The 13,713-nt window shown below is 47.8% G+C and carries 14 protein-coding genes and 1 other annotated feature; of the genes, 1 reads left to right on the forward strand and 13 read right to left on the reverse strand.

What is annotated here, in order from left to right:
- Positions 1-12: 12 nt before the first annotated feature.
- The 13 genes from SK33_RS13435 to thrS all read right to left on the reverse strand — a co-directional run bounded on the left by SK33_RS13435 (position 13) and on the right by thrS (position 11,320).
- Positions 13-726, reverse strand: coding sequence for an EAL domain-containing protein (locus SK33_RS13435; RefSeq protein ID WP_003836643.1), 714 nt, complete (start codon positions 724-726; stop codon positions 13-15).
- 316 nt (positions 727-1,042) lie between these two features.
- Positions 1,043-1,507 (reverse strand): NlpC/P60 family protein, encoded by a 465-nt coding sequence (locus SK33_RS13440; RefSeq protein WP_003836644.1) that lies wholly within the window; start codon positions 1,505-1,507, stop codon positions 1,043-1,045.
- A gap of 77 nt (positions 1,508-1,584) precedes the next feature.
- Positions 1,585-2,334 (reverse strand): vitamin B12 ABC transporter ATP-binding protein BtuD, encoded by a 750-nt coding sequence (btuD, locus tag SK33_RS13445; RefSeq protein ID WP_003030567.1) that lies wholly within the window; start codon positions 2,332-2,334, stop codon positions 1,585-1,587.
- Positions 2,334-2,885, reverse strand: coding sequence for a glutathione peroxidase (locus SK33_RS13450; RefSeq protein WP_003030569.1), 552 nt, complete (start codon positions 2,883-2,885; stop codon positions 2,334-2,336). The genes btuD and SK33_RS13450 overlap by 1 nt, the downstream gene beginning before the upstream one ends.
- A 60-nt stretch (positions 2,886-2,945) precedes the next feature.
- The gene (gene btuC / locus SK33_RS13455) at positions 2,946-3,926 is read right to left on the reverse strand and encodes a vitamin B12 ABC transporter permease BtuC (protein ID WP_048219025.1); all 981 of its coding nucleotides are present in this window, start codon (positions 3,924-3,926) and stop codon (positions 2,946-2,948) included.
- A gap of 153 nt (positions 3,927-4,079) precedes the next feature.
- Positions 4,080-4,379, reverse strand: a complete 300-nt coding sequence (gene ihfA / locus SK33_RS13460; protein WP_003030571.1) for an integration host factor subunit alpha — start codon at positions 4,377-4,379, stop codon at positions 4,080-4,082.
- 4 nt (positions 4,380-4,383) lie between these two features.
- Positions 4,384-6,771 carry a phenylalanine--tRNA ligase subunit beta gene (pheT, locus tag SK33_RS13465; protein ID WP_048219027.1) on the reverse strand — a complete coding sequence of 796 codons (2,388 nt, stop codon included), beginning with the start codon at positions 6,769-6,771 and terminating at the stop codon, positions 4,384-4,386.
- 15 nt (positions 6,772-6,786) lie between these two features.
- Positions 6,787-7,770 (reverse strand): phenylalanine--tRNA ligase subunit alpha, encoded by a 984-nt coding sequence (gene pheS, locus SK33_RS13470; RefSeq protein WP_003832580.1) that lies wholly within the window; start codon positions 7,768-7,770, stop codon positions 6,787-6,789.
- 124 nt (positions 7,771-7,894) lie between these two features.
- Positions 7,895-8,019 (reverse strand) — a sequence feature (Phe leader region).
- Positions 7,970-8,014: a pheST operon leader peptide PheM gene (pheM, locus tag SK33_RS13475; RefSeq protein WP_001386830.1), complete on the reverse strand. Its 45-nt coding sequence runs from the start codon at positions 8,012-8,014 to the stop codon at positions 7,970-7,972. Its footprint overlaps the feature before it by 45 nt.
- A 120-nt stretch (positions 8,020-8,139) precedes the next feature.
- Entirely contained in the window at positions 8,140-8,496 is a 357-nt protein-coding gene (gene rplT / locus SK33_RS13480) for a 50S ribosomal protein L20 (protein WP_003030578.1), read from the reverse strand.
- 55 nt (positions 8,497-8,551) lie between these two features.
- A complete protein-coding gene (rpmI, locus tag SK33_RS13485) occupies positions 8,552-8,749 on the reverse strand; it encodes a 50S ribosomal protein L35 (RefSeq protein WP_003030583.1) in 198 nt (65 codons plus the stop codon).
- 96 nt (positions 8,750-8,845) lie between these two features.
- Positions 8,846-9,388 (reverse strand): translation initiation factor IF-3, encoded by a 543-nt coding sequence (infC, locus tag SK33_RS13490; protein WP_048997935.1) that lies wholly within the window; start codon positions 9,386-9,388, stop codon positions 8,846-8,848.
- Between the two features lie 3 nt (positions 9,389-9,391).
- Complete coding sequence (thrS, locus tag SK33_RS13495) at positions 9,392-11,320, reverse strand: threonine--tRNA ligase (RefSeq protein WP_003832572.1); 1,929 nt, start codon at positions 11,318-11,320, stop codon at positions 9,392-9,394.
- 354 nt (positions 11,321-11,674) lie between these two features.
- Here thrS and SK33_RS13500 point away from each other — a divergent pair, with 354 nt between their 5' ends.
- A complete protein-coding gene (locus SK33_RS13500; RefSeq protein WP_251363588.1) occupies positions 11,675-13,663 on the forward strand; it encodes an acyltransferase family protein in 1,989 nt (662 codons plus the stop codon).
- The last annotated feature ends 50 nt before the right edge of the window (positions 13,664-13,713 follow it).

A 13,713-nucleotide genomic window follows, 5' to 3' on the forward strand; every position in this document is an offset into this window, starting at 1 on the left:
CAAATAAAAGGGTTATATCTTAGCAAGCGAAATTATCTGCGCAGGAGGCACTGCAGGCCACAATCCTCCCTGCATGGCACTGAATCCCACAGGCAAAACGCGCTCCAGCATCTCTTGTGTATCAATTCCGCTAATGATTATTGACTCACAACTGGGAGATAGTTGCGCCAGAATAGCCCGCATAAACGGTTCAAACGAAATATGTGCAATCCTTTGTTGAACAAAGTTTTTATCCAGAACGACGCGTTTGAACAGGCCGTCAAAAATTGCCCGGGTTGATATACCGCCAGCACCATAGTTTGTCAGGACTAATGGAAATCGCGCAGCAAGTGCGGCCAATGTTGGATTATCTTTGCCTTTGTTTAACTCCGGATAGCTTTCATTAATAGTCAGCTCCAGAAATGAAAATCGTTCAACTTGTGAAGCAAGTTCAGTATCTGATAATAAAGTATTAGCAATTGCTGGCGTTAAATTAATCCAGGCAAATACTTTTCGCTGAATAAAAAAATGTTGGCACGTTTCGATTAATTCTAGTTTTTCTACAAATAAACGACATTGTTCGTCGTCTGACATCCGAGGTAGGACCAGCTCGGTGGGTATACGCACATCCCCATGTGCACTGGCGAAATTGGTGATGATGTCGACGAATTCAAGATCGCCTTTTTCGCTTCTCGCAGGAAGAAAAGAGAACTCAGAATGGTAAAGATTATCCAGTGAAACAATCATCGTGCCAGCCCCGCTGCATGGGTGTTATCCGGCATCCTGTAGCAAAGGATGAAGAAATACGTTACTGCTGATGCAAGTAGAGGCCCTTTCATTTTTCCCTTTTTAGCCGGTAAATCGAATCCTTTTTTTTAGCTTATCCTGATTATAAGCGAATATCCAGCTTTGCACTTTTTAATATCTCGGAATAAATCATATTTTTAGCAAGATACGCTCTTAATGTTCATGGGTATTGTCTAACCCAAAGCAGAAATAAAAGTTAACTTTCAAACGGTGATGTCGAGGCTGCCACTCGATGGCAGCCTCGGAGTTGTGGGGATTAAATACGTCGCGCCTGCCAAAAGTTTTTACGCCAGTAAACGTTATCCAGAGACGAGCGCATCACTCCACGGCTGGTTGAAGCATGAATAAATTGATTATTGGTATCGTAAATACCGACATGCAGACCGCTTTCCCCAGACCCGGTTTTAAAGAAAACCAGATCGCCGGGCAGCAAATCGTCTTTATCAATTTCGGTACCAATCTTTGATTGCGTACGCGTATCGCGTGGGAGTTGCAGATCGAATTTATCGCGCATCGTCATCAAAACAAATCCAGAACAATCCACCCCGCTACGACTCATACCACCATAACGATAGGGTGTGCCATGCCAGGTTTGTAGCTGATCATTAAGACCGGCGATAACGGCGATTGAATCCGACAAGCGGGCATTTGGCGCAGGCGCACGATGGCTGCTGCAGCCCGCCAAAAACAATGCTGTGATTAAAAGGAGCCAAAAGCGCATTCAGTACGAATCCTCTGAATTTTATTTTTATACCAATTTAGCGTGGAAATTATATGATTTTCAAGAACCCATTTAACTTAAGTGGTTGATATGAGCATTCTGTGCCCTTCAATATCCAAACGTCGGAAGTTGACGCCATAGGCCGCAGACAGATTAGCCGGCGTCAGTACCGCATCTCGAGAACCACTGGCAAGCAGTTTCCCGCGTTTGAGTAGCCAGGCTTTATGCGCATGGCGTAAGGTGTGATTAAGGTCGTGACTGCTCATCACAATCGCTATGCCCTGCAAACACAGCTGACTCAACAATCGATCCAGTGCGTTTTGTTGCGCGACGTCCAGACTGTTCATCGGCTCATCCAGGAGTAAAAGCTGACCTAATGGATTCGCTTGTGGGCAAATCTGCAGGATAACCGCAGCCAGGCGCACACGCTGCCACTCACCGCCGGAGAGTTGGTTCACGCCGCGCCCCAGTTTATCTCCCAGGCCGAGCGCATCGGCGACCTCCTGTAACAGATCGGTACGTGCTTTGTCGGGTTGATGCAGCGTCAGAAAATGCCAGACCGGCATCGCAAACGGGGGATTTTGCTGTTGCGCAAGATAGGCACGATATTGCGCCAGCCTGGCAGCCGGCCATTCCTCCAACGGCATATCACCAAAAGTGATGCTGCCCTCTCCGTTCGTCAGACCCGCCATACGCGCCAACAGCGTACTTTTTCCGGCACCGTTTGGTCCCACTAAATGCAGGATCTCTCCTGCTTTTATCTCACCAGAAAGCGGGCCAAGACGGGTCGATTCCGCGACGTCCTGTAGCTGCATCAATCGAGACATTAGTTTGCCAGCGCCTGCTTGATGGTTTGCACCAGAATGGGATCCTCAGGCGTCATATCCGGTGAGAATCGTTGCAGCACTTTTCCATCGCGCCCCACTAAAAACTTCTCGAAATTCCACAGAATATCGTCCGGGTAGAGCGGCGCACGACCTTTGCTCGCCATTCGCTCATAGAACCCACTGTCCGCAGGTGCAACGGCCGTTGGCGCGGCATCAATCAGCTTCTGATACAGCGGATGGCGTCCCTCGCCGTTGACGTCAATTTTGCTGAACATCGGGAAAGTTACGCCCCAGGTGGTACTGCAGTACGTTTTTATTTCCTCTTCGCTGCCCGGCTCCTGGCCCAGAAACTGATTGCAAGGGAAACCAAGAACGCTGAAGCCCTGTTGGTGCCAGGTTTTCTGCAGATTCTCCAGTTGCTCGTACTGCGGCGTCAGTCCACATTTTGAAGCAACGTTGACGATTAACAGCACATTTCCGGAATACGGCTGCAGTGAGGTAACCTCGCCGTCGATGGTCGTCACTTCTGTATCGAGGATAGTGTTTTGCATAGCATCTCCAGAACAACAGGTGGATTTTCAGTGTTTAATCATAGACCGAACCAACGCGTTCTAGCGCGCGGCTTTTAACAATAGCCAGATAAATACCGGTGCGCCCATGGTGGCCGTCACCACGCCGATAGGTAACTCAGCCGAGGCCAGCACCAGACGCGCGACAACATCAGCAAACAGTAATGCGATTGCACCAGCCAACGCACAACCTGGCAATAAAACACGGTGATCGGTGAGGCCGCACAGTCGCAAAATATGCGGGATCACAAGCCCAATAAAACCAATCGCCCCTGCCAGAGCCACGCTCACGCCGACCATCCAGCCCGTGGCGACCACCAGCAGGTTGCGCCAGAACCATAGGGGCAGCCCCAGCTGACGAGCAGATATCTCTCCTAATGCCAGCATATTCATCGGCTGCGACTGACAGCAGATCCACACCAGTACCGGAATCAACGCTATCATGAGCCAGGCCTGATGCCAGTCTACGCCACCGAAGCCCCCCATCATCCAGTACATCAGCTGTCGTAAGTCAAATGAGGTGGAGAAGTAGATGGCCCATGTCATCAGCGCGCTACAGATAATCCCCAGCGCCACCCCTGCCAGCAGCAGACGGCTGGTAGACAAATGGCGGCGGGCGAAACGTAGCAGTATGAGCGTGATAATCAGCGCCCCGGCAATGGCGCAAAGGCCCAATGCCCAGCCGGGAAGTTGCCCCTGCCCCAGCAGCACCGCCGCGATGAGCCCGACTCCCGCGCCATTAGACACGCCTAATAATCCCGGCTCGGCGAGCGGATTTTCAAAGAGAGCTTGCATCACTGCGCCTGATAAGGCCAACGCAGCGCCTACCAGCAAAACGGCAAGGGTACGGGGAAGTCGGATTTGCCAGACGAACAGATCGCCGCGGGCGCTGAACCAGTCGCCGGGAGCGATCCATTGTTCTCCTGCGCACAAGCTTAGAATCGTTGCCAGTAGCATAAGTACTGACAGTGACAGTATCCAGCGCACACTTCGACGCTGCTGTTGATGGGCGAAAGTCAGCATGTTTTCCATTCTGCTGAAAAGAGATGAAGGTGATTCTACGGTGCTGATTCGGTAGTGAAAAGGAAAAAGGCCGCAGAGCGGCCTTTTTAGTTATATATCATGGTTTGCGCTGCCGCTTTGATGGCAGAGCAAGTGACTTAACGGATCGTTAAATCACTCTTCTTTGGGCGTTGCGTTTTCGACCCGGCTTTTTAACTTCTGTCCGGGTCTGAAGGTCACCACGCGCCGTGCTGTAATGGGAATATCTTCGCCCGTTTTCGGGTTACGGCCCGGACGTTGATTCTTATCACGCAGATCGAAGTTACCAAAACCAGAGAGTTTTACCTGCTCACCATTTTCCAGAGCACGACGGATCTCTTCGAAAAACAGCTCGACCAGTTCTTTGGCATCCCGCTTGCTAAGCCCAAGCTTATCAAACAGATATTCTGACATTTCAGCTTTTGTAAGCGCCATAGGTTCAATCCCTCAATGATGCCTGGAATCGCTCTTTTAATGCCTCTACACATTTGGCGACGGTAGCGGCAATCTCCTCTTCTTCAAGTGTACGGCTGGTATCCTGAAGGATCAGGCTGATAGCGAGGCTCTTATAACCCTCCGCAACACCCTTACCGCGGTACACGTCAAATAAGTTTACGCCAACTACCTGATTTACGCCAACTTTCTTACACTCGGATAAAATATCCGCAGCGGGAACGTTTTCGGCCACAACAACCGCGATGTCGCGACGGTTCGCCGGGAAGCGAGAAACTTCACGCGCCTGAGGCACCACGCGGTCTGCGAGCTTATTCCACTCCAGTTCAAACACCAGAGTGCGACCGTTCAGATCCAGTTTACGTTCCAGTTCAGGATGAACAACCCCAATGAAACCAATACGTTCACCTTTCAGATAAATCGCCGCAGACTGACCCGGATGCAGTGCTGGATTCGCTTCAGCTTTGAACTGAATGTCTGCCAGTTTGCCGGTCAGGTCGAGAACCGCTTCCAGATCGCCTTTCAGATCATAGAAATCAACGGTCTCTTTTGCCAGATTCCAGTGTTCATCATGACGGTTACCGCAGATCACGCCCGCCAGCATCAGATCCTGACGGATCCCGAGATTGGCCTGTGTATCCGGTACGAAACGTAAACCCGTTTCAAAAATACGTACGCGGTTCTGCTGACGGTTCTGGTTATACACTACCGTAGACAGCAAGCCGGTCCACAGGGACAAACGCATAGCCGACATATCAATAGAGATTGGGCTTGGCAACAGCAGTGCTTCTTCACCCGGGTGCAGCAGCGACTGGACTTTCGGATCGATGAAGCTGTAGGTAATTACTTCCTGGTAGCCTTTGTCATTCAGCATGGTTTTTACACGTTTCAGCGACAAATCCGCTTCACGATGCGTACCCATGATAAGACCAGCCTGAATCGGCGTGTTCGGGATATTGTCATAACCGTATACGCGGGCGACTTCTTCGACCAGGTCTTCTTCGATTTCCATATCGAAACGCCAGCTCGGCGCGACCGCTTTCCACTCATCCTGCCCTTCCGTCACGTCACAACCCAGACGACGCAGAATGTCGCTCACCTGCTCATCCGCAATATGGTGTCCGATCAGACGATCCAGTTTGCTACGACGAAGCGTAATGGTTGCGCGTTTTGGCAGCGTGTCTTCGTTCGTCACGTCAATGACTGGACCCGCTTCGCCGCCGCAGATATCGATCAGCAGGCGCGTTGCACGTTCCATGGCCTTATGTTGCAGAGCCGGATCGACACCACGCTCATAGCGGTGAGAAGCATCGGTGTGCAGACCGTGACGACGTGCGCGACCGGTAATAGACAGCGGGCTAAAGAATGCACATTCCAGCAGGACGTTTTGCGTTTCATCATTCACGCCGGAATGTTCGCCACCAAAGATGCCGCCCATCGCCAGCGCTTTGTTATGGTCCGCAATCACCAGCGTATCCGCATTCAGCTTCGCTTCGCTGCCATCCAGCAATACCAGGGTCTCACCCTCTTTTGCCATACGGACAACAATTCCGCCTTCAATGCGGTCTTTGTCGAATGCGTGCATCGGCTGGCCCAGTTCGAGCAGCACATAGTTAGTCACGTCAACCACGGCATCGATTGAACGAATACCGCAACGACGCAGTTTTTCTTTCATCCACAGCGGGGTCGGCGCTTTAACATTGATGCCTTTAACCACGCGGCCCAGATAGCGTGGACAGGCTTCCACGGCTTCGACCTGAATCGGCAGGACGTCGCTAATGGTTGCCGCTACAGGCGCGATTTCCGGCTCAACCAGCGGAGCTTTGTTCAGCACAGCAACATCACGTGCGACACCGATAATGCCTAAGCAGTCGGCGCGGTTCGGCGTAACGCTGATTTCGATAGTGTTGTCGTCAAGCTTCAGGTATTCACGGATATCGGTGCCAATTGGCGCATCGGCCGGCAGTTCGATAATACCGTTATGATCGTCGGAAATACCCAGCTCAGAGAATGAGCACAGCATACCTTCAGACGGCTCACCGCGCAGTTTCGCGGCTTTGATTTTGAAATCGCCCGGCAGAACGGCACCAACGGTTGCCACAGCCACTTTCAGCCCCTGACGGCAGTTTGGTGCACCACAGACAATATCCAGCAGACGGTCGCCGCCTACATTCACTTTGGTGACACGCAGTTTGTCAGCGTTCGGGTGCTGGCCACATTCAACCACTTCACCCACCACAACGCCGTTAAACGCGCCGGAAACAGGTTCCACACCGTCAACTTCCAGACCCGCCATTGTGATTTGGTTTGACAGAGCATCGCTATCAATCGCCGGGTTTACCCATTCGCGTAACCACAGTTCACTGAATTTCATTGTTTTATCCTGCCTTTATTTAAACTGTTTGAGGAAACGCAGATCGTTTTCGAAGAAAGAACGCAGATCGGTAACACCGTAACGCAGCATGGTCAGACGCTCCATCCCCATACCAAATGCAAAGCCCGAGTAGATTTCCGGATCGATGCCAACATTACGCAGCACGTTCGGGTGAACCATCCCGCAACCCAGCACTTCCAGCCACTTACCGTTTTTGCCCATCACGTCTACTTCCGCAGAAGGTTCAGTGAACGGGAAGTAGGAAGGACGGAAACGAACCTGCAGGTCTTCTTCAAAGAAGTTGCGCAGGAAATCGTGCAGCGTGCCTTTCAGGTTGGTGAAGTTGATGTTGGTATCAACAATCAGCCCTTCCATCTGATGGAACATCGGGGTGTGAGTCTGATCGTAATCGTTACGATATACACGGCCCGGGGCGATAATACGGATCGGCGGCTGTTTTTCCTTCATGGTGCGGATCTGCACGCCGGAAGTCTGCGTACGCAGCAAACGCGTCGCGTCAAACCAGAAAGTGTCGTGGTCAGCGCGCGCCGGATGATGGCCAGGAATGTTCAGCGCATCGAAGTTATGATAGTCATCTTCGATTTCCGGACCAGTCGCCACGGTAAAGCCCAGCTCACCAAAGAAACTTTCAATCCTGTCAATTGTACGCGTTACAGGATGCAGACCGCCGTTTTCGATACGACGCCCTGGCAGGGAGATATCGATAGTTTCTTCAGCCAGACGAGCATTCAGAGCAGCACTTTCTAATTCGGCCTTACGCGCGTTCAGCGCTTGCTGCACCTGCTCTTTGGCTTCGTTTATCACCGCACCTGCTGCCGGGCGCTCTTCTGGCGGCAGTTCGCGCAGGGTTGTCATCTGAAGGGTCAGGTGCCCTTTCTTGCCCAAATATTCGACGCGGACATTGTCTAACGCGGCAACATCTGAAGCCTGGTTAATGGCGGCCGTTGCACTGGCAACCAGCTCTGCGAGATGTGACATGGTTTTCCTCGTTATGTTGCGATATTCACTAGTCGCTCATATATACGCAAAATCATTCAAGTTGTATCAACGCAGCAAAAGAGCGAATGCAGCCAATACAGAGACAACTTGAAGGATGACGCGTATAAAAAAAGCCTCCACCAGGGAGGCTTTTAGGCGCTGTTTTCCGTTTCTTCTTTCACGCGCAAGCCTCCTGATTTCAGGTGCTAAAGTAAAAGAAGAAGCGGAAAATAGCAGCATTCATGCTTGCGTTACCTTGTGTGGTAAAAACCGGACAACCTTTATTGAAAAGGCTTACGGATAAATTGTCAACTAATTGATTGTACTGCAAATAAAAGAGAGGGAGCCAGGCTCCCTCTTTTCACCGGCTTATGCCAGAGCTGCTTTCGCTTTTTCGACCAGAGCGGTGAACGCTACTTTGTCGAATACTGCGATGTCAGCCAGGATCTTACGGTCGATTTCAACAGAGGCTTTTTTCAGGCCGTTGATGAATTTGCTGTAAGAAATACCGTTCTGACGTGCTGCTGCGTTGATACGCGCAATCCACAGTTGACGGAACTGACGCTTTTTCTGACGACGGTCACGATAAGCGTACTGACCAGCTTTGATAACAGCCTGGAAGGCAACGCGGTATACGCGAGAACGCGCACCGTAGTAGCCTTTAGCTTGTTTCAAAATTTTCTTGTGACGTGCACGGGCAACTACACCACGTTTTACGCGAGCCATATGTGCTCTCCTGTATCTATATTCTTAGTAAAAAAATGAATTAAACGTTAACGGCTTATGCGTACGGCAGGCACGCGATAACCAGACCCAGATCGCCTTTAGACACGAGGCCTTTTGGACGCAGGTGACGTTTACGCTTAGTAGATTTTTTGGTCAGAATATGACGCAGGTTTGCGTGCTTACGCTTAAATCCACCACCACCGGTTTTTTTGAAACGCTTAGCAGCACCGCGTACGGTCTTAATTTTTGGCATTTTAATAACTTCCACTTCGCATTGTTAATAAACGAAACGTAGGCGAACAACGGCTGTGGAACCCGTAGGCTCCACAGACATTGCTACTTGAAGGCCTTACTGTTTCTTCTTAGGAGCGAGCACCATGATCATCTGGCGGCCTTCGATCTTCGTAGGGAAGGATTCGACTACTGCCAGTTCACTCAGATCGTCACGGACGCGGTTGAGCACTTCCATACCGATCTGTTGGTGGGCCATCTCACGACCGCGAAAACGCAGTGTGATCTTAGCCTTATCGCCATCTTCCAGAAAGCGTACCAGGCTGCGGAGTTTTACCTGGTAATCGCCATCGTCGGTGCCAGGACGGAATTTAATTTCCTTAACCTGGATAACTTTTTGCTTTTTCTTCTGTTCCTTAGAAGACTTACTCTTTTCATAAAGGAACTTGCCGTAGTCCATAATACGACAAACTGGCGGTTCGGCGTTAGGGCTGATTTCAACTAAATCTACTCCAGCTTCTTCAGCTTTTTCGATCGCTTCTCTCAGACTCACAATACCCAAAGCTTCGCCTTCCAGACCTGTTAAGCGAACTTCCAGGGCGCGAATCTCGCCATTGATACGATTCGGACGTGCCGTTTGAACTCGTTTTCCGCCTTTAATACCTTATTCCTCCAGTTGTTGAAGACTGCGGCTGCGAATCTCTTGTTGCAGCTTCTCAATCACTTCATTTACGTCCAGGCTGCCCAAGTCTTTGCCACGACGGGTGCGCACGGCAACTTTGCCTGCTTCTACCTCTTTGTCGCCACAGACCAACATGTAAGGGACACGACGTAAAGTGTGCTCGCGGATTTTAAAGCCAATCTTCTCATTTCTCAAGTCTGCTTTTACACGAATACCCGCATTTTGTAGTTTCTGCGTTAATTCGTTAACGTATTCAGACTGAGAATCGGTGATGTTCATGACCACAACCTGAACCGGCGCAAGCCAGGTCGGGAAGAAGCCAGCGAACTCTTCGGTCAGGATACCGATGAAACGTTCCATCGACCCAAGAATTGCACGGTGAATCATAACCGGCACCTGACGTTCGTTGTTTTCGCCAACGTAAGAGGCGCTTAAACGGGACGGCAGGGAGAAGTCCAGCTGTACAGTACCGCACTGCCATGCACGATCGAGGCAGTCATACAGGGTAAATTCAATTTTCGGACCGTAGAACGCGCCCTCACCCAGTTGGAACTCAAACGGGATGTTGTTTTCTTCCAGCGCAACGGCCAGGTCAGCTTCAGCACGGTCCCACATTTCATCGCTACCGATACGTTTTTCGGGGCGAGTGGACAGTTTGACGACGATTTTCTCGAAGCCAAAGGTGCTGTACATATCGTAGACCATACGAATGCACGCGTTAACTTCATCACGAATCTGCTCTTCAGTACAGAAGATATGCGCATCATCTTGAGTGAAGCCACGAACACGCATCAGGCCATGCAGCGCACCTGACGGTTCATTACGGTGGCAGCTACCAAACTCAGCCATACGCAGCGGCAGATCGCGATAGGATTTCAGACCCTGATTAAAGATCTGTACGTGACCCGGGCAGTTCATTGGCTTAATGCAGTATTCACGGTTCTCAGAAGAGGTGGTGAACATTGCATCTTTGTAGTTATCCCAGTGACCTGTTTTTTCCCACAGCACGCGGTCCATCATGAACGGACCTTTCACTTCCTGATACTGGTATTCTTTCAGTTTTGAGCGAACAAAGACTTCCAGTTCACGGAAGATAGTCCAGCCATCGTTGTGCCAGAACACCATACCCGGTGCTTCTTCCTGCATATGATACAGGTCAAGCTGCTTGCCGATTTTACGGTGGTCGCGTTTGGCCGCTTCTTCCAGACGTTGCAGATAGGCATTCAGGGCTTTTTTATCTGCCCATGCAGTACCATAAATACGCTGCAGCATCTTGTTATTGCTGTCGCCACGCCAGTATGCCCCAGCGGTCTTCATCAGTTTGAAATGATGGCAGAAACGCATGTTCGGCACGTGCGGGCCACGGCACATATCGACATATTCTTCATGATGGTACAAGCCAGGCTTGTCATCATGGGCGATGTTTTCATCAAGAATAGAGACTTTATAGGTCTCGCCACGCTTCACGAAGGTTTCACGCGCTTCGTACCAGCTGACTTTCTTCTTAATGACATCGTAGTTTTTCTCAGCGAGCTCGTGCATCCGCTTTTCGAGCGCGTCGACGTCTTCCTGGGTTAACGTACGGTCAAGATCGATATCGTAGTAAAAACCGTTATCAACAACCGGTCCGATCGCCATTTTGGTGTGCGGCCAGAGTTGTTTGATCGCGTGCCCTAACAGGTGCGCACAGGAGTGACGAATGATCTCCAGACCTTCTTCATCCTTCGCGGTGATGATGGAGAGCTTCGCATCATGCTCAATCAGATCGGAAGCATCTACCAGCTCACCGTCAACACGGCCAGCAATAGTGGCTTTCGCCAGACCAGGACCGATGTCCAGCGCAACATCCATGGGGCTTACAGCGTGGTCGTAATGGCGTTGGCTGCCATCAGGAAGAGTAATAACAGGCATGTTATATCCTTATTTGCAGTGGTGACCCACACGTAAGATCACATACAAAGAGAAAATTTATTTGTTTACAGTAAGTTGTGAAACCATCTAACCAACAATCGCTAAATTGGTACACAATCTGGTACACAAATGAAAAACTGACATCCTCAGTCCCTCACCCGGTAAAACGATGGTAACACTAAAAAAGTGGTGATTGCACCACTCTGTTTCACATTGCTTCAAATTGTCTTGCAACATTGTATGCAATCGACTAAGTGAGAACAGCACAAAGCCTTGCAAACCGATGCAAAGCTTTGTGTGCATCTTATATCGGCCATATTATAACCATATTTAAACTCCATAAAAGACACGACCATGATGATCTGGCTTAACTTAGATGCTAGAATTCACGCCTTCTTCAACCACAAGATTATGGATATGTCTCTCAAATATAGACCTGATATTGATGGGCTTAGGGCCATTGCTGTTTTACTAGTTGTTTTTTATCATGCAAACTTTCCGATAAGCGGAGGTTTCATAGGTGTTGATGTTTTCTTTGTAATATCTGGATTTCTTATCACATTAATAATTGATAAAGAAATTAGAGAAAATAACTTTTCTTATGCTAAATTCTATTTTAGAAGAATAAAAAGGCTTGTTCCGGCTTTGTTTTTCATGATAGCGTTAGTATCTGTATATTGTAGTTATTATTTGCTTCCAGATGATTTAATCTCTTTCAGCAAGACATCAATATTGTCTTTACTTGGTGTTAGTAATTTTTATTTTTACTTACACACAAATTATTTCCAATCAACAGCATTTGAGCCATTGTTGCACACATGGTCTCTTGCTGTCGAGGAACAATATTATATACTATGGCCAGCAATGATCGCCTTAATATATAAAAGCAAAAAAAACAATGTAAAAAACTCTATTTTCATAATTATATTTTTGGCCTCTGTATTATTGTCTTGGTATTATGTATATCAAGATAAAAACATGGCGTATATGATGCTGCCATTCAGATTTTTCGAGCTGATGTCTGGGGCTATAGTTGCTATAAATTATAGAACTTTGAGTAATAGTAAGTTTAACTCAAGCGCATCTAAAGTTGTTGGCATTATATTAATAATGACAAGCGCATTAACTTTAAATGACAACAGTTTCTTTCCTGGGATACTCGCAATTCCAGTTGTTATAGGAACCTGTTTAGTAATGCTACCATCAAATGGCATCGTTTCTCATTTACTATCAAAAAATATTTTTGTTTATATAGGTAAAATATCATACTCATTGTACTTATGGCACTGGCCTATAATTACCCTAGCAAAATACAGAGGGATTGAGCTAACAACTGGAAATGCAATTATTCTTATTGCGCTATCTATTGTTGCAGCGATAGTCAGTTATCACTTAATAGAGAATCCATTTAGAAAAATAAAATCATTAAAACTAACATTTGCAGCAATGTATGGGCTACCTATTTTATTTGTAGTTTCATTTTGGCAATTTATCTTAATAAATGATGGATTTAGGTACAGGGTCGAAGGTCTGATAAGTGAGTTAGATGAAAGTAATACAGCTCACGTAATAAGACAGAACTGCATGGAAAAGATGAGAGTTGGAAACTATAAGGAATGCCACCTTGGAATATTAAAAGATGATATTGATGGTGTTTTGATTGGTGACTCATTTGGTAATGCTTATACTGGTTTTATCGACGTGCTTGCGAAAGACGCAGGCATAATGATCAATGATACGGCAAGAAGCTCTACCCCATCAATACCAAATGTTTTTGTCTCATCAATTATAAAACCGGTATCAGATGAAACAGCAAATAGCATAATTGATTATAACAACAGACGAACTGATTTTGCCAAAAAACAAAAGATTGTAATTATATCTGATTTTTGGGGTCAATATACAGAAGAAAACCCGGAATATAGAGTATTCAATAAAGATCGTGTTGATATAAGTAAAAGCTCATTCGAACTGCGCTCGAAGTACATAAATAGTCTTGTTGAAAATGGTGTTAAGGTATACATAATTGCAAGACCTTTTAGTGGTATAGGTGAGGTTGAAATGGCCAAACTCAGAGATAAAAAACTTCATCACGCAAATCTTGAAAGCATTCAATACGGGTATGGAGTTCCTGTAGACGATAGGATCGAGTATAGATTAAAAAAAGAAATTCCAGCCATAACTATTATAGATCCAAATAAAATACTATGTCATGACAACGTTTGTCATGCTTCAATCTCTGGAGACTTACTCTATAGAAAGGATGGGCTGCATATAAATTACTCATCCTCTGAAAAGCTTGGTCTTGCGTACCTAAAGGAATTTGGAAATCCTTTTAAATAAAATAAATAACAAACCTCCTGGTTGTCAGGAGGTTTGTTTTGCATTTCTCA

Source organism: Citrobacter sp. MGH103 (assembly GCF_001034475.2).
Taxonomy (GTDB): domain Bacteria; phylum Pseudomonadota; class Gammaproteobacteria; order Enterobacterales; family Enterobacteriaceae; genus Citrobacter; species Citrobacter freundii.